The sequence below is a fragment of the Laceyella putida genome (genome assembly GCF_042665195.1).
Classification (GTDB): domain Bacteria; phylum Bacillota; class Bacilli; order Thermoactinomycetales; family Thermoactinomycetaceae; genus Laceyella; species Laceyella putida.
In genome coordinates this window covers 44223-64927 of record NZ_JBHTBW010000008.1, presented here as the reverse complement: position 1 = coordinate 64927, position 20705 = coordinate 44223, and the positions used below count along the sequence as shown (strand labels likewise).

The window sequence follows — 20705 nt, the reverse complement described above, 5'->3', positions numbered from 1 at the left end:
TCCCTTTTATATACAAAAACCCTGCGATCAACAAAGTTGATTCGCAGGGTTTGTCAACATTCTCAATCGCCTGGTCATGTTACACTTGACCAGGCGATTTTCCGTTTGTTGCCTCGGTAACGGTGTTTACAAGCGGTTTGTTTTTGTCCGATTTGTGTCTTGTTCATTTAATTAATAAGCCGAAATATCAGAAAAATATAGAAAATCATTTCTCTCTGTACTATAATAGATTGTAAAATAACAAACTATAATATAACAGAGGTGAGGGTGATGTTGTCCCACAAAGGGTTGGTTTCCCATGATCACGGGCTGCGTGTATGGGAGCAGTTATATCACGAGTACTGGAATGTTGGTCTGATGAAGGAGGTAAATGAAGAGATCGAAGGAATGATGGGTCAAATGGAGGCGCATATCAAAGAAGGTTGTTCATGCGGAGATAATGAGCAGGATACCGAATTTTTCAGGAAATTGAAATCGATGGTCCAACGTGGGATACAGGCTGGGGATATCTCGGAACTACCTGTTGTTGAAGAAGCATTGCAACAATATTTTTTGCGAAAACATTCCCATCATCCGTGTATTCGGCATTTGCTTCATACCCGGCATGAATGGGGATGGGATCGGATCGTCCAAATCAAACGTGATGGTGAGGGGGGTTAAATCGATGTCTATGTGGCGAATTAGTTGGCAACATGGTTTGTCTTCCACTCCTTCTTGGCAAATTTGCAAAAAAATCGAGGAAATGGCTGGGACGGCCGTAACGGTGAGTGAAAGCACGGAAAATATCGTGGAATTCACATTCACGGACCATTCGCGTTTTTTGGCCGTGTTGGATTACTTGTCTTTTGTGGCGGAGGGACGGATTGTTGATGTTTCGGATCAGGTTTTTTCCTCCCATTTGGGCGGGAAAATAGCGATTCACCCCAAAATCGACTTGAATGACCGCGCTACTCTCTCGCACGTTTATACTCCGGGAGTGGCTCAAGTGTGTGAAGCGATTTGTGACAAGGAAGACCGGGTGTATTCCTATACGATGAAGAAAAATACCGTCGCGGTTGTTACGGATGGAACGGCTGTGCTGGGACTTGGGAATATTGGTCCCAAAGCCGCTTTGCCAGTGATGGAGGGAAAAGCGATCCTTTTTAAGGCATTGGCCGATATCGATTCTTTCCCCATCTGTCTTGATACGGTGGAGACAGAGGAAATTGTTCATATTATTAAAGCCATTTCTCCCGGGATAGGCGGCATTAATTTGGAAGACATTGCAGCGCCAAGATGCTTTATCATTGAGGAAAAATTGAAACAGGAATTGAATATCCCTGTATTCCATGACGACCAACACGGAACGGCTGTGGTTGTTTTGGCAGGATTGCTAAATGCCTTGAAAATCGTTGGCAAATCATTAACAGAATTGAAAGTGGTCATCTCTGGGGTCGGTGCGGCTGGAGTGGCATGCGGGCAAATGTTGCGGGAGTCGGGGGTGGAAAATATTATCGGGGTCGGCCGTAAGGGCGCGATTTACCGCGGAGGGGATTTTGGCAGAATCAACGAGCTTTGGTTCGCCAAACACACCAATCCCGAAAACCTGAAAGGGACCATCTCCGATGTGATTGATGGGGCGGATCTATTCATTGGCGTTTCCGCGCCCAATCTCCTCTCCATTGATGATGTGAAAAAGATGAACCGTGATCCGATTGTGTTTGCGTTGGCCAATCCCATCCCCGAAATTGAACCCGTTGCCGCAGCGCCCCATGTGCGGATCATGGCTACGGGAAGATCTGATTTTCCCAATCAAATCAACAATGTGCTGGCATTTCCGGGCATTTTTCGCGGTGCGTTGGATTGTCGCGCCACGGAGATCAATCAGGCGATGAAATTGGCGGCAGCCCGTGCCATTGCCGAAGTGATTAGCGAACAAGAATTAAACGAAAACTATATCATCCCTGATGTTTTTAATCCGGATGTTGTCAAAAAGGTGCGAGATGCGGTGATAAAAGCTGCCCATGATACAAATGTCTCCCGTCTTGATAAGGGATGGGAGACAAGCCTGCAGAGAAGTTGGTAAAAGGAGAGCGCATGGGGTTTCATCGGAAAGAAAGAAGAGCAAAAGAAAGATGAAACTCGGCAACTCGGGTGCGGGATCAAAAAGAAAAGCAGTTCCAGTTACTCACTGGAGCTGCTTTTTAATTGATTAATGTCATTTTTCGGATCAGGATCCTCCTCGATGCCATCCATTTTTACGGCGACATCAAACACATCGAAATGATCAGTGACAAACTGAATGTCCCTTAGGTTTTCTTCTTTTTTTGGTTTATCGTCGTTCTTTGACATGGTTTCCCTCCTGAAAAATTTGGCATGCGTTATTATCTTTTGCAATCGTTCATTCCATTTTTTGCGGAGCATGAGACGAAGGATAGAGATTTGATTCATTTATTTTTATTTTTATTTTTATGTATTTTCGGTTCATTCAGTGCGGATATAGTCGTTTTTTTGTATAATTATATTCGAAATAAATTAAATAAAATCATTTCCGAAATAACGTGCTATAATGCATAAAAATATACTTGTTTAATAAACAAATGTCTATCGAGAGGGGACACGAGCGGATGGCAGAGCAATATTTGAAGAGAGATATCGGTTTTATGGTTGCACTTTCTGTTGTGATCGGGACGGTGATTGGATCCGGTGTCTTTATGAAACCCGGCGTTGTACTCGGTCAAACCGGCGATTCCACGATGGGGTTGTTGGCATGGGTGATAGGGGGGATCATCACTCTTGCCGGCGGATTGACCATCGCGGAAATTGGGGCGCAAATTCCCAAAACGGGTGGGATTAATGTTTATCTGGAAGAGACCTATGGCGAGCGCTGGGGATATCTGTGCGGGTGGATGCAAACGATTGTCTATGGACCTGCGGTGATCGGCGCATTAGGCCTCTATCTGGGAAGTCTCGTTGCCCATTTGTTTGGTGTGGGGGAAGAGTGGATGACACTGATCGGGATCGGCTTTGTCATGTTTTTGGCCTTCGTCAATATGTTGGGAACCAAATACGGTGGCAGTGTGCAACTGGTTTCGACGATCGCCAAACTGCTTCCCATTGTCCTGATTGTGCTGTTCGGTTTGTGGAAAGGGGACTCAACGATCTTTGGGGTCTCCGCCGGTTCTTCGCTGGAACTTAGTTTTGGTGCGGCGGTGGTTGCCACCTTGTTTGCTTATGATGGCTGGATGATGGTCGCCTCTGTCGCAGGGGAAATGAAAAATCCCGCCAAACTCTTGCCACGAGCGATCATTTTGGGCATCTCCGTGGTGACTATGGTTTATTTGCTCGTCAATCTTGCGCTGTTGCACATCCTTCCAGCCGCAGAGATTGTGAAACTTGGGGAAAATGCGGCAAGCACAGCCTCTACGTTCTTGTTTGGGGAAATGGGAGGGAAGTTGGTCAACATTGGTATTATCATCTCTATTTTCGGTTGTCTCAACGGAAAGATCTTAACCTTCCCCCGCATCCCATATTCCATGGCGGAACGGGGGCAATTGCCGGGTTCCCGATATTTGAAGCAAGTGCACACTGAGTGGGGAACCCCTGTCTATTCCATTGTGACGCAGGTCGTTTTAGCTATAGTTATGATGTTGTTGGCAGATCCGAACCGATTGTCGGACATTGCCGTCTTTGCGACCTTTTTGTTTTATTTGATGGCATTTGTTGCTGTCTTTATTCTGCGCAAACGGAAGAGACCAGCTGATCGCCCTTATAGCGTTCCCCTGTATCCGTTTGTGCCGATGGTTGCCATCGCCGGCTCTGTGTTTGTGATCGTCAGTGCGCTGATGAATGACATGGTTGGCAGCTTGATCGTCGTTCTCACCACTCTAGCCGGTTTGCCAGTATACTGGTTGGTTCGGCGATATCAGGCAAAGTGGTTTGAGAAATCAGTCCATGGGGAGTAAACGAATCAAGGATCATCCGGTAGCAAATCAAGACGATCATGAGGGATCGTTCTTTCGTATACTATGTAGGGAATTGGTCTTTTTATCTTGGCCTGCCTCCTGGTATTCAATGCCATCTGACAAAATCATGATCTGACATACGAAGTCGGGTGTAGGACCTCCAGATTAAGGTTCTTACGTTGTGTTCATATGCACAACGTAAGAGCCTTTCATCTTGGTTTCAAGTCATCTTAAATCCGTTCCAATTTCCGGTTTGCCAAAAGATGGGGAACCCGTTCTCAAGGTTCTGAATGAAGGTCAAGAGGGGGAGGTTCTTCGGGTGGGGAATGAATCTCTCCCAATATGGGATCAGGTGGTGTCGGAGTCATTTCCGGCAGACGCTCAAGGGGATCCGGCAACTCAGTTTCTAGATTTCTCGGCAAATGATCATTGTTGTCCATGTTTTCCTCGCATCTTCACTGGTTTGTACGAAATGCGGAACCAGGGACAAGGGATGAAGCCATGGGGCATTGCTCAAGTGCGATCGTTCACTCTTTTTTCAAACAAAAAGGAATAGTGCGGCAGATTGCATAAATTAAAAAAAGAAAATAATGTTTTAGGAGTGGAAATGGGTAATGAATCGTCAAAACGAAGAGGGAAGGAAAAAAAATTCAGGAAAGACTAAAGCGATATCTCAGTATTTAAACGTACCGGAAGAGTATATAAGAAAGCGATTAACGAAACAGAAAAGAGAATGGGTTTTTTCTAGGTTAAAAGAAATTTCATCACAAAAGAACCAAAAGGGCAAAAATACAGAATAATAATTCTCTAACAAATACGATCTAACCAGATGTTTGCCAGGAGTTGGCCTACGTTTTCACTATACTTCCGCCAAGTGGTGGCCGAGCGCTTTGACAGCGTTGAGAATGTGGTTCGCATGTCAGCAGAGGATATTCTGGAGAATCAGATAGAATTTGCGGGGAAACACGATATTCACGAAGCGAAAATCAATCTGTTGGGTGCGCAGCAGACGCATTTGGCTAAGCGTGTCAGCCGCTTAGAAAAGGAAAAAAAGGCGAATGGCCAATAGAAAAGCCAGCTACATCTCACCCTGTAGCTGGCTTTTCTTGTTAGCAGCAGGTCGATATATTATTTCGTTCATCCGATATTTACCATTCGATAAACGGGAACGATGGTTCGCTTAATCGGTATAATAAAATCCCTAGGTGACAACGATAGGCCAACCAATTAGAAGCGAATGCATCCTATCCGCGACAATAGCTGGATTGTTCATTTAATCCAGCTATTGTTTGACCCTTTATTTTTAGTTCATAGGCAATCTACTGTCTCATCTAGAATCCGTACCATCCTTCATTCAGTTCGATTTGATCATCGTGAGCTTGATCCCAGAAATCGACACTATACGAATAGTCGTAATTCATGATGCATTGGATTCCGCTTCCTTGAGGATCATGACTGTTTGCGAAATTATGGGAAAATTCGTGTTGCGCTGCGTGCCAAGTAGCTGTCGCTCCTTGATCCAAGTTTACGCTGACGGCACTTCCGGCTGGCGCTGAACTGTAGACATAGGCAATCCCACCCGCATCGAAGTTGGCGTCTTTGGTAAATCCGACAAGGAAATCATATTGGCCCGTATTCCAATCACGGTCCAAGTCCGACAGGATGGCCGAGCTATTTGATCCGGATGAAGTCCAGTTTCCGTAGGCTTGGACTTGAAAATCAATAGCATGATCACGCTGGAAGCCGTTATCCGCATTTTCAACGATGTTAGCGGTCAGCGTTTGCCAGTCGGGATGGGCGGCGCGGTATTCTTCATCGGCTGTGACCAGCACGGTGACAGTACGGGTGGCGGCCGCCGTCACTTTATTGGATGCCGTATTTTTCTTGATTTGTTTCTGGCCCACAACTTGTTTTTTCTCGTTCAGAATGACGGCTGTGCTGTTGCTTTCGATTTTGGCTGGTTGATCAAACTTTTCTTTGCCAATGGTTTTGGCTTTGGGCAAAGCGTCGCCGATTTGTACCTTTTGACCGAATTTATCGATCGTGGTGATGTGCGTGTCTGCATGGGAGTGAGAATGTGACTGCTCTGCGTGAACTTGGATAAATGAAGGCAAGAAAGTCATTCCCAAGGCGATTGAGCCAATCAACCAATGTTTCCGTCTCATGGAGCCACTCTCCTTCATGATGTTATAAGAAACAAAGGTTATATTCTATTAAATTATATAAAATACCTTTCATATGATAAAAAATTTATTATTTGAATAAACATAATTCCTCGTTTTTGTATATATATGCTTATATTGATTTATAACTATATCGTTTTATATATTTTTCCATCATACCAACTTATTTCATAAGGGATGAAAAGTTCATGAGTCATAAAATAAAATATCGGGTAGCAAGATTTATTGCACCGGATCATTTGCCAATAGCGTGATAGATGTTTAAGGATGATGCTAACGCGAGTGAGTCAAGTAACCGCTTGCGTTGATTTTCTGATGACGAGTTTCGGCTTGTACAGAATGGATGAGATGTTCTCCAGCCCTTGTGGATTCTTTTCAATCGCATCCACTATTTTTTTGGCCGCCATTTCCCCCATCATGGCTTGGGGATGTTTCAGCGTGGTCAATTTCACTTCGGAAGCTTCGGCATGGAAAGGACAATCGCTAAAGGATGGGGGATGCAGGAGATGTGCGCTTTAAGGCGGAATTGCAAACCCTTCGGGAGACGGAAGAAGGCAAATCCTTGCTTGCGCAGCTCGAGAAGTGGGATGATTAAGGGATTCTATCGGCAAATCATCGTAGACGCAGATCACCAGTTACACCCTAATCATAGATTTTCTTGTGATTATTGACAAATTATATTTTATGTAATATTATAAATAATATCAAATTAAATGATTAACCTTGGTTGCGCATGATCAATTCAATAAATATCGCAGTCGTTGCATCAGTGGATTTAAAGCTTCCAAGAAACTCTAATCGACGTTTCGGCGCGTTTGAGAAACTTGGAGGTTTATATGAATGAAGGTAGTGTGCACGCTTGCAGGCGAATGGGGAGAAGTATGCCCTGATGGCACAGTCAACCCTGCCCAGCCGCGTTTTGTTTTTCGTTATGTCCTTTCGCATTGCGTGATGAAGGATGGTAAACATGATGAAATGAGTTCATCCCAGCGACCCTGAGTTAAACGAAAGATCCATTCGCCCATGGCTACAGGCTTCCTCCACAAGTCCTCCAGATCCGTTGTTGGATGTATGCTTCTCGGTATCATCATCTTTTGAGTGTGGAAACCTGCTCAAAAGACAAGCCTCTCCCATCATACGTGTTCCTTGTGCAACTGTGAAAAGGTCGTGTCCGCATATTCGTTGTTGCATATTGACGGGTGGTATAACCATGACCGCCATTTTTTGTCGTGCAATGGTATTTTAATATGACGATATGTTTTTAGATTGTTTGTGGGGTATTGAAGTGGTTCGGCAATGGTTGACAATGAAAGAAAGGGATGTTGTCCAATGCCGGGGAAGACCCATCATTCCATTGAAATTCATGCTCCAATCGATTATGTGTTTGACCTGATGAACGATATTGAGAAATGGCCCAGTTTATTTACTCAGTTTGAAAAAGTGGAGGTTCTTTCAAAAGGGGATGACAGAATTGAATTTGTATTACAAACATCCCCGGATGAAGAAGGGAATGGTCATGCATGGACGATACTTTGTCACATCGATGAAGATCATTATCAAGTTTTTTTCAGTAAAAAAGACCCCTATCCTTTATCCTATATAAAAATCAAATCAACATATGACCCGATGAATGATTATCTAACGGTGATGACATGGAAAAAAGAATTTGATGTGGACCCAAAGTCAAATGTGAACGTGGAACAGGTCGAGGAATATATTAACAAAATGAGTGAAATTCAGATCGTTATTGTAAAAGAGCAAATTGAGAGGATGTACCGGCAATCCGTCAATTGTGAAGGAATGGATCAGGATAATTCGGATTTTTTTAATTCTTACATTTAATTAAAATTATTTTGAATTCAAAATCGGTGATGGTCAAGCGGATTTTTCTGACACACCACCGGTTTTGAATTTTATTTTTGTCACCCGGTTAGATGGAATTCCGTTTTTGATTCATTTGCTCCTCCTCACATCTTAAACTCTGCCTATTCGTTTCTTGGCCGAGGGTTTGGCTTGACCGCATCTTGAAGAATTTCAACTCCGACGTCTATCAAAGTGGTTTTTCCCAAAAATTCCATGGTTATTTTGGCTCTTTTTTTTCTCTTGTCGACTTTTTTGATGATTCCTTCCATGTTTTTTAGTGGACCTGAATTTACAATGACTTTTGATCCTTTCAAACAGATTTGCGAATACCCGATGATTTCGTTTTTGTCGATCAGTTTCAGAATGGGATCCATTTGCTGTTGGGGAATATCACAAAAATAATATTTATCTAAATCCAACTTTTCTGACTTCGGAGGAGTCTGTTGTCTCACTTTGGCCTGATATAGGTAACCGTGGTTCAATAATCTGATGATATTTTTCATATCTGTTAATTTATAGTATAGGCTGGTGGTCATTTTTGCTTGAATAAATACATACCCAGGAAATAAGGGGCGCAAAACGTGTTTTACATAATTATTTTTCTTCTCCGGAATCATTCGTTTGGGTACGATGCACCTTATTATATTGTTTGTTAATTTCCTTAGTATTAATTTGGAAACATCGTCTTCATGACCCACTTTAACAAATAAAGCATACCAGTTCATATCAGACCTCCATAAGAAAAGATAATTATTTGTTATTGTGTTTTTTAGGTAAAACTATGATTATATTATACAAAACGACCTATTTGTTTAAAAGTGTGTTAATATAAAATATTATTAATTGTATGTGTATTATTCAAGGGATAATTATATTTAAAAAATGCGTTATTAACCTTTATATCGGCTAGTATAATTTGCGGATGAGACGCGTTTTTATCACAAGTTATTTCAAAAGTCGTTGATGAGCGGAAAAACCTTTTCCCGATGAGCGCCGATGGACAAGTGAAGCAATAGCCATTTCTCCATCCAAAAGATGGTTTTGAAATAGCTTCTAGGCTTGATGAGCTGTTTCCGCTCTTGTTTTTATGATTATAAAAATAAAGGAAAGCTTAATTTAAGTTTAATTTTTGTTTGTTGACAAATCTGATTTTATTTAATATTATAAATTATTATAATAAGATTATATCGCGGATATAATATGATTCATTTTTCTTATGGTCTTTTTTGTATCAAAAAATCTAATCGGCGTTTTGGCGTCGCGTTGAAAGGCACAAGGTTTATATTTTTTACAAATAATACGTACTTTTAATATAAATTTAATAAATTGTATAATCGTATTATTTTGATTTTAACTGTTTTCATGTTATTGTTTTGGTGTTAAGGTGATAATGGCTGAATTAGTTATAAGCGGAAAATCTCCCAATGAACTCCAATCGACGTTGCGGTGCGTTGGAAGAACTGGGGGTTTATATAAATATCATCCATTGTGTGCGCTTTTTTGCAGACGACATGGGATACGTATGCTATGATTTCCGATTCCTTTGCACGATTAAATGGTTTGTGAAATGAAAGGAGGACATGAAATGAAGACAGCACAAGAGAGCATTGTGCAGGATATGTTGTTGGCTTCCGATGGCCATCTGAAGATCGCTTGGGTTAAAGAGCATATGCCCGTTTTAAATCGCATCCGTGAACGGTTTGAAAAAGAGCAACCTTTCGCCGGACTGAAAGTGGCCATCGCCCTGCATTTAGAAGCAAAGACCGCGTACTTGGCCAAGGTGATACAAGCGGGTGGAGCGGAAGTGACCATTACCGGCTCCAATCCGTTATCGACGCAGGATGATGTATGCGCGGCGTTGGTGGAAGATGGGATTCGCGTGTTTGCCAAATACAACCCATCCCCGAAGGAGTATAAAGACCATTTGCTCAAAACGCTGGAAACGCGTCCTGACTTGATTATTGATGATGGGGGCGATCTTGTTACAATTTTACATAGCGAGCGGCAGGATCTGCTGTCCCAAGTGCGTGGCGGAGCGGAAGAGACGACGACGGGCATCCTTCGCCTCAAAGCGCTGGAAAAAGAGGGGAAGCTGCAGTTCCCGATGGTGGCGGTCAATGATGCCTTCTGCAAATACTTGTTTGATAATCGTTACGGCACTGGCCAATCCGTATTTGACGGTATCAACCGCACCACGAACCTTGTGGTGGCAGGGAAAACGGTCGTTGTGGCCGGATATGGTTGGTGTGGCAAAGGGGTGGCGATGCGGGCCAAAGGATTGGGGGCGAAAGTGGTCGTGACGGAGGTGGATGCGATCAAGGCCATTGAAGCGTATATGGACGGTTTTGAAGTGATGCCGATGAACGAAGCGGCGAAGCATGGCGACTACTTTGTCACCGTGACCGGAAACCGTGACATCCTGCGCAAGGAATATTACAAAGTGATGAAAGATGGAGCCATCCTTTCCAATGCCGGCCATTTCGATGTCGAAGTGAACAGAGTGGACTTAGAAGCGCTATCGACGTCCAAGCGGGTTGTCCGCAAAGATATCGAGGAATTTGTTATGGCGGACGGCCGCAAGTTGTATCTGCTTGCTGAAGGGCGCTTGGTGAACTTGGCGGCGGGCGACGGCCATCCGGCGGAGATTATGGACATGACGTTTGCGCTTCAGGCGGTGGCGCTGGAGTACGTGAACAAAAACCATGAATCGATTGGCAAAGCCGTCCTGAATGTGCCGTATGAACTGGATGAATTGGTGGCGCGCTATAAGTTGGAAGCCCTTGGGAAAAGCATTGACACGTTGACGCCTGAACAAAAGGCCTACCTAGAAAGCTGGTCCGAATAGCCAACGGCGCCATTCCCAATCACATAGAAATGAGTAGAAACATGTTAAATCCTGCTATAATAACAGGATTTTTTGTTTTGCCTGAAAAAGTGGGCGGACATGGCCAGTTGGACTCTCGGAAGCGGATTGGTTGTTTTTCTTATGGAGTGGGTGTACCGCCACATCAAACACAACGGGACGAATTAGAATGCGTTGAAGAAGAGGAGGAGTTCACGCCCATGGCCAAAGCAAAAAAGGAGGTTTTTCCGCAAGGCCCAAACAAAAAAAAGGATATACCCGAGGGGATTGTGCAAAAGTGTGGGAATTGCGCGGCAATCATTCTTGAGAAAGAACTTGAGAAGAATCTCAAAGTGTGCAAAGCCTGCGGATACCATTTTGTTTTAACAGCGGCAGAAAGGATCCGTTACACTGTGGATGACCATAGTTTCAGTGAATTTGATCACGATTTGATTTCTGTAGATCCACTCGGCTTTCCGCAATATAAGAGCAAGTTGGAACTAGATATGAAAACGACCGGGTTAAATGAAGCGATCGTTACGGGCGAGGCCAAAATCGATGGGCATCCTGTTATTCTTGGCGTGATGGATTCCCGGTTTCGCATGGGAAGCATGGGGGCGGTTGTGGGCGAGAAGATTGTAAGGGCTTGTGAACAAGCGATGAATAAATGCTATCCATTCATTTTGTTTTCCGCTTCCGGTGGCGCGCGCATGCAAGAGGGGATCGTTTCCCTTATGCAGATGGCCAAGACCAGTGCCGCTTTAGAGATGCTGGATCGGCAAGGCATCCTATTCATCTCTGTATTGACTTATCCCACAACAGGTGGCGTCGCTGCCAGCTTTGCCGCTTTGGGGGACATTAACCTTTCCGAACCGGGGGCGTTGATTGGTTTTGCGGGAAGGCGCGTGATTGAACAGACGGTCCGGCAACGGCTGCCCGATGATTTTCAAACCGCTGAGTTTTTGTTGGCGAAAGGTCAGTTGGATCAGGTGGTTAACCGGATCATGATGCGGGAAACCTTGGGGAAGATTCTCAATTTGCACAAAAAGAGGTGATTTCATGTGAGTCATTCACTTTCGTTTGAAAAGTCTTTTGTGGAATTGAAACGCAGAATATCGGAATTGAAGCATTATTCGCGCGAACATTCACTGGACATTGAAGCTGAACTATTAAGATTGGAATCAAAGGTTGAGTACTTGCAAAAAAACATATACCATCATTTATCCCCTTGGCAGAAAGTCCAGATCGCCAGGCATCCGGAGCGACCGACCATGATGGACTATGTGGACAGGATTTTTACGGATTTTATGGAGTTGCATGGAGACCGGCTGTATGGTGATGATCCTTCTATTGTTGGGGGCATTGCCATGTTTGATGGACAGCCTGTGACTCTAATCGGCCATGAGAAGGGAAAAGGGACGAAAGGGAAGATCGCGCGCAACTTTGGCATGCCCCATCCTGAGGGTTATAGAAAAGCGCTCCGCTTGATGAAGCAGGCAAATAAATTTGGACGTCCCATCCTCTGTTTCATTGATACGCCAGGCGCTTTCCCGGGGATAGAAGCGGAAGAGCGAGGCCAGTGCGAAGCGATCGCGCGAAATCTCAAGGAAATGTTTAGCCTGTCTGTTCCCATTATCACCATTGTGATTGGTGAAGGTGGCAGCGGGGGAGCGTTGGCCATTGGCGTTGGAAATAAAATCATGATGTTGGAAAACGCTTATTACTCAGTCATATCCCCGGAAGGAGCCGCAGCCATCTTATGGCGTGATGCCGGAAAAGCGGAACAAGCGGCGGAGGCTTTAAACATCACCGCGCATCAATTGCATCGATTGGGACTGGTGGATATCGTGGTGCCGGAACCAAGCGGTGGCGCGCACCACGATATCGATTTGCAGGCGTATTTTTTGAAGAATGCGATTTCCAATGCCTTGCGTTTATTCAAATACAAAAGTGTTGAAGAAATAATAAGAGAGAGATATGAAAAATATAATAAGATAGGAATATATGCTTCTGTGTTGCAAAGCGGTTAATGAAATGATGGAGATTGAGCAGGGAAGGCTCCTTCGGAGCCATGCCTTCCAAGAAGTGAGCTTGAGAGTTTCGCTGGAACGATTTGCTTGGTTTTTGCCGCCCCCTTCTATTTTTCATTTTAAATTCCCCCATCTCCCTTTCATTCCGCTCAGAACGGTTATTTCCACTCATCCAGTTGTCCGCCTGATGATCTCGGTCAGGAAGATGCTCTTTCCATTTTCTATGGATAAGTTTAAGCTGCTTATCAATATTTTTAACATGTTCACAACCCCTCCTTTGAGCCAAACATAAGGAAATTTACCTCTTTTGATCGAATTGATTTATAATGAATATATAGTGAATGTTATGAATTCGCCCGTTTAATCAATTATTCTTATCCGTGATGTTACTTCATCGCATTCCACCCAACTCGCCACAAAATGTAAGGGCTTTCATTGAGTGGTGATACGCGCAGCCGCCCCAGGCCTTCCATTCGTAATTGCCGGAATAAATCGACACTTTCCATTGGAGGGATGAGCCAGTGTTGGATCATGAAATCAGAGGGATACGGGATGTCGTTCAAAACAGCCGGTTAGTGGAGCCGAATCCCGAAAAGGTTCGGGAGACTCATCTGGGCAGTGTGGAAGCTTTCCAAGAGTTGTTAAAGAGATCTTGGGAAAATCCCCTCGTTTTCTGGGAAGAGGTAGCACGTGAATTGCATTGGTTTCAGCCTTGGAAGGAAACAATGACAGGTGATTTCCCGGAATTTCAGTTTTTCACGGGCGGCATCAGCAATCCCTGCTACAACTTATTGGACAGACACATCAAATCAGGAGCTGGCAATAAAGCGGCCTTAATTTGGGAAGGGGAAAATGGTGAAACGCGTTTCTACACGTACAATATGCTCTTGGCGGAAGTGAATCGCTTTGCCAATGTTTTAAAAGGGTTTGGAGTGAAAAAAGGGGATCCGGTGGCCATTTTCCTTCCTAATCTGCCGGAGGCCGTGATTTCGGTCTTGGCCTGCTTCCGCTTGGGTGCGGTGTATAACACCATTTTTTCCGGATTTTCAACGGAGTCCTTAAAAGATCGCCTTATTCATTTTGAACCGAAGCTGATCGTAACGGCGGATGCGGCCCTCCGCAGGGGAAAGACCATTCCCTTGAAGGACAAAGTGGATCAAATCATCCCATCGATCAAGGGTGTTGAGGCGATCGTTGTCGTAAATCGTTTGGAACACGGTGTTCATATGAGGGAAGGCAGGGACTTCTGGTGGCATCATCTCATGAGAGACGCCGGGATTCAATGTGAGCCTGTCCCTGTTGAAGCCAATGAACCGGGTATCGTTTTTTATACCAGCGGGACAACCGGCAATCCAAAAGGGGTGGTTCATTCCGGGATGGCCTTTGTGGTGCAAAATTACATCTACGCAAAATACCATATGGATCATCATCAAGATGATACGTTTTGGTGTACTGCCGATATCGGTTGGCTGACGATGCATATATGGGGAATCGTCGGCGCTTTGGCGAATGGGGTCACAACAGTGGTGTATGAGGGCGCCCCCAATTATCCTGAACCGGATCGTTTTTACCAGATTATTGAACGGTATCGTGTGAACAAACTGTTTACCGCACCCACAGCGCTCCGCATGTTAAAAAGCCTCGGGAAAAAGGCATTGAAGCCCTACGATCTGTCGTGCCTCGATGTCATTGCGTTGGTGGGTGAACCCTTTGACCCGGAAACGTGGCATTGGACTCGGGAAGTTTTGGGGAACAACAAAGTTTATGTTAACAACACGTGGGGGCAGACGGAGGTTGCGGGATGTCCAATAGCGGGGGCCGCTTGGCTGACTCCCATGAAACCGGGCTCGGCGGGGATTCAATTTTTGGGAGCGTCCATGGATGTGGTTGATGACAACGGCCATTCCGTGCCTGCTGGGGTTCTGGGAAATCTGGTCATGCGAAAGCCCATCCCCATGCTTTGCAGAACGCTTTGGAAACAACCCGATCGTTATAAAAAAGCGTATTTCAGCCAAGTGGAAGGCTGTTACTTTGCCAGCGATATTGCGTTGAAAGATGAAGATGGGCATTTTTGGGTCGTGGGTCGTTCCGATGATGCGTTTAACGTGGCGGGACATCGGCTCAGCACGATGGAGATGGAAAGCGCGGTCATGGAATGTGACGGAATTTCGGAAGCGGCGGTCATAGGGATTCCAGACGAAATCAAAGGGGAAATTCCGGTTGTATTCGCAAAAACGACCGAACGCGTTCCCGCAGACGAAGAAGAATTAAGAAGAAAGATAAGCCAAAGGATCGTGGAAAAAATCGGAGAGATCGCCAGACCGGGAACCGTTTATTTCTTGGATGAAATGCCGAAAACCATCAGCGGCAAAATCATGCGTCGCCTATTGAAAGAAATGGTTGTCAAAGGAGAAGTAACGGGGGATGTAACAGGACTTGAAGATCCCCATGTCATCGATAACGTGAGCAAAAGCATAAAAAAAGCGAAGGGGAATGTCTGACTTTTCTTATCCCTTTATCAAGGACCATTTGAAAGCCGGAGGCACGATCACCAGCCTCTGGCTTTTCCTTTGCATATTTCTCACTTGCCCTTACAAGTGGTATTATGAGCGGGTTTTGGCTGAGTCGGGGAACGAACATTCAACCCTTGCTTTTCACGTATTTTTAAAATTGAAAATATAATGGATCGGAAAATGGAGCAAAGGAATGATGCTCAGTGTGGTATCCGGTTTGGATTTACATCCCGCAATGTCCGCCGGATGGCCTCCCCAACAAGTGCCGGGACAGATACCCGGACCATGGCAAAGACCGGGGCGGTGAGGGAATAGGAGGCCAAAACACCGCCGTCTGCTCAAAGACCACTAGGCGGATATTTTTATGCTGGATGCCAATGCGGCATATTGCGTAAGGAATTCCCTCATTGCTATAAGAGGTCCAACTGGCCTCTTTTATTTTTTATATCTTTGCGAGCGAGAAAACCCCTAGCTTCAGTTATGGGGATGAGAGCGAGCGTCGGACAAGGGAGGGTTTTAACCCTCTCGTAAATCCGACAATTTTTGTAAATGTTCTTTGACTAACTTCTCAATAATCTTGCTGGCATCTGTATTCTCTTTAACAGCTTGTAGCTTTCATTGCTTAATCACTTCTTCATCTAAAGAAGTGGTGAATTTCTTTCGTGCCATTCGTTTTCCTCCTTGCCCAATCATGTATTCACGTATTTAATATAGGAAAAGGAGGTGAAAAGCAAATGCACAAAGCGTTTAAGTTTCGTATCTACCCAACGAAAGAACAAACCACACTCATTAATAAGTCAATGGGTTGTAGTCGGTTTGTTTTTAACCACTTCTTAACCAAGTGGAATGAAGCATACAAGCAAACAGGAAAGGGATTAACGTACCATGCTTGCTCTTCTCATCTCACGCAATTAAAGAAGGAATTCGTGTGGTTAAAAGAAGTGGATTCCACTTCACTTCAAAATGCATTGAAGCATCTGGACGATGCATTTAAACGCTTTTTCAAAAAGCAGAATGACCGTCCACGTTTAAAAAGCAAACGGAACAAAGTCCAATCCTATACCAGTCAATGTATAAACCAAAACATCAAAATAGATGGAAATAAAATAAAACTCCCTAAGCTGGGATGGGTTCAATTTGCTAAATCCCGTGAAGTGGAAGGAAAAATACTTTCTGCCACGATCCGCCGCAACCCATCGGGTAAATATTTTGTTTCCATCCTATGTGTAATGAACTTTTGCCCATATGTTCGAGTAGATAAAGGGAAAGCGGTTGGTATCGATCTCGGCTTGAAAGAGTTCGCAATCCTCTCGAATGGTGGAAAAATCAGTGCACCCAAGTTCTTCAGAAAGTATGAAAAACAATTAGCTAGATGGCAACGAATCCTATCACGCCGTCAAAAAGGCGGTTCCAATTGGAACAACGCACGGATCAAGATTTCTAGAATCCACGAAAAGATTGTTAATGCAAGACATGATTTTTTACATAAACTGTCTACTAAACTGATTCGCGAAAACCAAGTCATCTGTCTGGAAGACTTACAGGTAAAAAACATGATTAAAAACCACAATTTAGCTAAATCAATCACCGATGCATCATGGTCTGAATTTGTATCCATTCTGGAGTATAAGGCCAAATGGTATGGAAGAATCATGGTCAAAGTCGGAAAAACTTTTCCATCCAGCCAACGATGTTCCAACTGTGGCTACAGAAATAAAGACGTAAAAAGTCTCAACCTCAGACAGTGGACATGCCCAGAGTGTCACACAAACCATGACAGAGATATCAACGCATCGATAAACATTTTACAAGAAGGTTTAAGACTCATTGCCGCTGGGCTGGCGGTCTAAGCTTGGTTAAGTTCCCTTCGGTGGAAGGGATTACCCAAGAATCCCCTGACTTTAGGCAGGGGGAGTGGTCAATCTCGACAAATTTGCTTCGTACGCACCTTTCCTACATGGACAGAATCGTTGAAGGCCACACTATAGAAAAAGTTGGATGAAAGGAGAGGTGTCATGTTTCGCAAAACGGCTGGCGATATGTTGATCGATCTGTTAATTGAATGGGGAGTGGACCATATTTATGGGATGCCCGGTGACTCCATTAATTCGCTCATCGAATCGCTACGGGCAAGATAAGATCAAGTTTATTCAGGTTCGCCACGAAGAAGCGGGTGCGCTCGCTGCCGCCTCTTATGCCAAATTAACGGGAAAACTCGGTGTATGTATGGCGATAGCGGGACCAGGCGCGATCCATCTTTTAAATGACTGTATGATGCCAAGTTAGACCATGCCCCGGTGTTGGCGATCACCGGACAAGTGGAGACAGATCTCTTTGGGCTTGATTCGTTTCAAGAGGTGAATTTGGAACGGATGTTTGATGATGTCGCCGTTTATAATCAACGGATCATGTCAGCTGAGCAACTGCCCGCGGTGGTAAACCAGGCCATTCGCACCGCCTATGCCAAACAAGGGGTGGCTGTGCTCACTGTGCCTGACGATATTCCCAAGTTTGAAGTGGAAGCGAAAGCTCGCATCACCACACCTCTATGCGCCAAGCCGGAAATCATTCCGCCACAAAGGGACTTGCGGCAGGCCATTCACTTATTGCAACAGGCTGAACGTCCGGTCATCCTCGCAGGTAAGGGTGCCCGTCACGCGCGCGACGCTCTTCTCTCCTTTGCCGATGTACTGGCTGCCCCGATTGTCCTTACCCTACCAGGCAAAGGAGTGGTTCCTGATGATCATCCCCTGTGCTTGGGAGGATTGGGCCTGATCGGAACACGTCCTTCCTATGAAGCGATGCAACATGCGGATACCTTGATCATGGTAGGAACCTCTTTTCCATTCACCGGCTTTTTGCCCGTCGACTGCAAAACGATTCATATCGATACCGACCCTACCCAAATAGGCAAACGATATCCGGTCGATGTTGGGCTTGCCGGAGATGCGGATTACACCTTGCGGTGGCTCACCGATCACTTGTCGCGCAACGAAAACAGGAGTTTTCTCAACCATCATCAAACACTGATGGAGGAATGGAAAGAGAGACTGAGCAAACATGAAGCGGAACCCTTTCTTCCGCTGAAGCCGCAACGGGTTATTCATGCTCTTCAGCAGGTGGCCCATGATGATGCGATTCTTTCCGTTGATGTCGGCAACGTTACCGTATGGGTGGCCCGCCATTTTCATATGACCAACCAACGTTTTATCATCTCTGGTTGGTTAGCCACGCTGGGGTGTGGACTCCCGGGGGCCATCGCCGGTCAAATCGCTTATCCGGACAAGCAAGTGTTTGCCGTCTGCGGCGATGGTGGCTTTGGAATGACAATGAATGATTTTCTTACGGCAGTCAAATACCAATTGCCCATCATTGTTGTAGTTTTAAACAACCATAAAATCGCGATGATCAAGTTTGAACAAGAGGTGATGGGCAATATTGAATACGGGACGGAGTTGACCAATCCCAACTTTGCCAAGTTTGCCGAAGCTTGTGGCGGTGTCGGCTTGCGAGTTGAATCACATGAGGAACTACTTCCCGCTTTCCAAAAAGCGGTTTCCCTTAAAAAGCCTTGCATCATCGACTGTGTCGTCGATCCCAACGAAGCTCCGATGCCCGCCAAGATCACATTTGGTCAAGCGGCCGGTTACGCCAAACACATGTTCAAAAGCCTGTTTGAGGAAGGGAAGCTGGATTTGCCGCCTCTCTGACAAAATAACCCCTGCATCAATGTGCACATAATTTTTTCTCTTCCGGTACAACTTATAAATATGAGCGGTGGGATAGGGATGAGAGCGAATTGTAGAACGAGTGGTAAATGAATCAAATAACCGAAAAAAAGAGGTGGCAGTTATGGCATTACTCGAAATCAGTGTGGTTCCTGTCGGCACCAATACAGCGAGTTTCAGTTCTTATGTTACCAATGCGGTCAATCTGATTGAGCAAAACGGGTTAAACTATCAGGTTACGCCGACAGCAACAGTGATCGAAGGCGATATCAATCAATTGATGGACATTGCCAAACAGATTCACCAAAATGCGATGGCTAATGGGGTAAATCGTGTCATTACCAATATCAGCATTGATGACCGGACTGATAAAAAAGTGAATATGCTCCAACAAATCCAAGTCGTTCAATAAGGATAAACAGCTTGTTCGTGCTTTCTGTCGCTTTTAGTGAGAATGAACGAGGGAAGATAGCCACCTGAAGTGAGGGTGGCTATCTTCATGTATATGAATCGATGAGGAGCTTGTTATACAGTTTAATAATCGTCTCGGCAGGCGAACGGAGCGGCGATCTTCCACAAAACTTTCATCAAAATATTCATTTGAATATATTATAATCAATACATTCTAACATTAATATGAGTATTGGATTTCGATCAACAGTCATAAGTACCACATCAAAAATGTGGAATTTGGTGTAGGTTTAATTTTTTTAGTTGATTTAGGCTATATTTTTTCTTTTGTGTTTTTTCATCTTGAATTGAAATGAAAGCGGTGTTATGATACCTACACAAATTCACATATAAAAAATTAATTCACATATGTAAATCCGGAGGTTGAGATGTCAGTAAAATCTGCTGTCCGTGTGTTGGAGATCTTTGAATTACTGCGGGATCATCCGCAAGGATTAAACATTAAGGAAATTGCGAACGCTTTAGATTTCCCGCAAAGTAGTACATTTCATTTAGTGAAGACACTATATGAGCGTGGATATCTATCGCTTGCGGAACTGAAAAAGTACAAGCTGGGGCCCAAGTTAATTCAACTGGGGACCCGATCCATGGAGTCGATGGATTTAACCCGCGATGCCCGTTTACCCTTGACGCGGTTGATGGAGCAAGTGGAAGAGACGGTGTTTATGGCCATTTTATCGGATGGCGAAATGGTTTACGTGGCAAAAGTGGATAATAATCGGTCGATCCGGACCACCGCACAGATCGGGTCACGCAAACCGATGTATTGCACAGGCTTGGGTAAGGCGATACTCGCTTTTTTGCCGAAAGAGAGACGGGCAAAAATGTTAGCGCATACACCACTCGTTCCGTTGACTGAAAATACCGTGACCGATCATGAAGAGTTTGAACGCTTGTTGGAACATTACAAAGAGCAAGGCTATGCCACGGATGATGGGGAAAATGAGGAAGGGCTTTATTGCATTGCGGCACCCGTGTTTGAGGCAAATGGCCAGGTGATCGCCGCCGTCAGCGTGGCAGGGCCGAAAGAACGGATGATTAAGCGACATGAGTTTATCGTTTTTCATCTGACTCAAACGACGAAATTGATTTCCAGAAATATGGGTTTTATGGCGTAAAGGGAGGCAACAA

General features: G+C 44.7%; 18 protein-coding genes and 1 pseudogene. 15 read left to right on the top strand and 4 right to left on the bottom strand.

All coding sequences use genetic code 11. From position 1 onward, the window contains the following. Positions 1-273: 273 nt before the first annotated feature. On the top strand, positions 274-660 hold the full coding sequence (locus ACFQNG_RS04015; RefSeq protein ID WP_379863569.1) for a hypothetical protein: 387 nt from the start codon (positions 274-276) through the stop codon (positions 658-660). Positions 661-664: 4 nt separating this feature from the next. Beyond that, positions 665-2065: an NAD(P)-dependent malic enzyme gene (locus ACFQNG_RS04010; RefSeq protein WP_379863568.1), complete on the top strand. Its 1401-nt coding sequence runs from the start codon at positions 665-667 to the stop codon at positions 2063-2065. 98 nt (positions 2066-2163) lie between these two features. Here the strand turns inward: ACFQNG_RS04010 and ACFQNG_RS04005 are convergent, their stop codons facing one another. After that, positions 2164-2331, bottom strand: coding sequence for a hypothetical protein (locus tag ACFQNG_RS04005; protein WP_379863567.1), 168 nt, complete (start codon positions 2329-2331; stop codon positions 2164-2166). A 275-nt stretch (positions 2332-2606) separates the two neighbouring features. Here ACFQNG_RS04005 and ACFQNG_RS04000 point away from each other — a divergent pair, with 275 nt between their 5' ends. The 3 genes from ACFQNG_RS04000 to ACFQNG_RS03990 all read left to right on the top strand — a co-directional run bounded on the left by ACFQNG_RS04000 (position 2607) and on the right by ACFQNG_RS03990 (position 5013). Further along, positions 2607-3944: an APC family permease gene (locus ACFQNG_RS04000; protein ID WP_379863566.1), complete on the top strand. Its 1338-nt coding sequence runs from the start codon at positions 2607-2609 to the stop codon at positions 3942-3944. Positions 3945-4558: 614 nt separating this feature from the next. After that, positions 4559-4744 carry a hypothetical protein gene (locus tag ACFQNG_RS03995; RefSeq protein WP_379863565.1) on the top strand — a complete coding sequence of 62 codons (186 nt, stop codon included), beginning with the start codon at positions 4559-4561 and terminating at the stop codon, positions 4742-4744. Positions 4745-4773: 29 nt separating this feature from the next. Then, complete coding sequence (locus ACFQNG_RS03990) at positions 4774-5013, top strand: hypothetical protein (RefSeq protein ID WP_379863564.1); 240 nt, start codon at positions 4774-4776, stop codon at positions 5011-5013. Between the two features lie 262 nt (positions 5014-5275). Here the strand turns inward: ACFQNG_RS03990 and ACFQNG_RS03985 are convergent, their stop codons facing one another. Then, on the bottom strand, positions 5276-6109 hold the full coding sequence (locus ACFQNG_RS03985; protein ID WP_379863563.1) for a zinc-dependent metalloprotease: 834 nt from the start codon (positions 6107-6109) through the stop codon (positions 5276-5278). A 305-nt stretch (positions 6110-6414) separates the two neighbouring features. Then, complete coding sequence (locus ACFQNG_RS03980) at positions 6415-6579, bottom strand: hypothetical protein (protein WP_379863562.1); 165 nt, start codon at positions 6577-6579, stop codon at positions 6415-6417. Positions 6580-7423: 844 nt separating this feature from the next. Between ACFQNG_RS03980 and ACFQNG_RS03975 the strand changes: the two genes are divergently transcribed. Then, entirely contained in the window at positions 7424-7969 is a 546-nt protein-coding gene (locus ACFQNG_RS03975) for an SRPBCC family protein (RefSeq protein ID WP_379863561.1), read from the top strand. Between the two features lie 143 nt (positions 7970-8112). Here ACFQNG_RS03975 and loaP read toward each other — a convergent pair whose 3' ends face one another. Next, complete coding sequence (gene loaP / locus ACFQNG_RS03970) at positions 8113-8715, bottom strand: antiterminator LoaP (protein ID WP_379863560.1); 603 nt, start codon at positions 8713-8715, stop codon at positions 8113-8115. A gap of 860 nt (positions 8716-9575) precedes the next feature. Here loaP and ACFQNG_RS03965 point away from each other — a divergent pair. The 9 genes and pseudogenes from ACFQNG_RS03965 (at position 9576) to ACFQNG_RS03925 (ending at position 20692) form a co-directional block, all read left to right on the top strand. Next, positions 9576-10835, top strand: a complete 1260-nt coding sequence (locus tag ACFQNG_RS03965; RefSeq protein ID WP_379863559.1) for an adenosylhomocysteinase — start codon at positions 9576-9578, stop codon at positions 10833-10835. Between the two features lie 218 nt (positions 10836-11053). Then, on the top strand, positions 11054-11887 hold the full coding sequence (accD, locus tag ACFQNG_RS03960) for an acetyl-CoA carboxylase, carboxyltransferase subunit beta (protein WP_379863572.1): 834 nt from the start codon (positions 11054-11056) through the stop codon (positions 11885-11887). 6 nt (positions 11888-11893) lie between these two features. Next, on the top strand, positions 11894-12862 hold the full coding sequence (locus tag ACFQNG_RS03955) for an acetyl-CoA carboxylase carboxyltransferase subunit alpha (RefSeq protein ID WP_379863558.1): 969 nt from the start codon (positions 11894-11896) through the stop codon (positions 12860-12862). 4 nt (positions 12863-12866) lie between these two features. Next, entirely contained in the window at positions 12867-13154 is a 288-nt protein-coding gene (locus ACFQNG_RS03950; RefSeq protein ID WP_379863557.1) for a hypothetical protein, read from the top strand. Between the two features lie 229 nt (positions 13155-13383). Further along, positions 13384-15363, top strand: a complete 1980-nt coding sequence (locus tag ACFQNG_RS03945; protein ID WP_379863556.1) for an acetate--CoA ligase — start codon at positions 13384-13386, stop codon at positions 15361-15363. Between the two features lie 746 nt (positions 15364-16109). Beyond that, positions 16110-17225 carry an IS200/IS605 family element RNA-guided endonuclease TnpB gene (gene tnpB / locus ACFQNG_RS03940; protein ID WP_379863555.1) on the top strand — a complete coding sequence of 372 codons (1116 nt, stop codon included), beginning with the start codon at positions 16110-16112 and terminating at the stop codon, positions 17223-17225. A 165-nt stretch (positions 17226-17390) separates the two neighbouring features. Beyond that, positions 17391-19085 (top strand): annotated as a pseudogene (locus ACFQNG_RS03935) (pyruvate oxidase). 142 nt (positions 19086-19227) lie between these two features. After that, positions 19228-19515 (top strand): MTH1187 family thiamine-binding protein, encoded by a 288-nt coding sequence (locus ACFQNG_RS03930; RefSeq protein ID WP_379863554.1) that lies wholly within the window; start codon positions 19228-19230, stop codon positions 19513-19515. A 427-nt stretch (positions 19516-19942) separates the two neighbouring features. After that, positions 19943-20692 carry an IclR family transcriptional regulator gene (locus ACFQNG_RS03925; RefSeq protein ID WP_379863553.1) on the top strand — a complete coding sequence of 250 codons (750 nt, stop codon included), beginning with the start codon at positions 19943-19945 and terminating at the stop codon, positions 20690-20692. Positions 20693-20705: the final 13 nt, after the last annotated feature.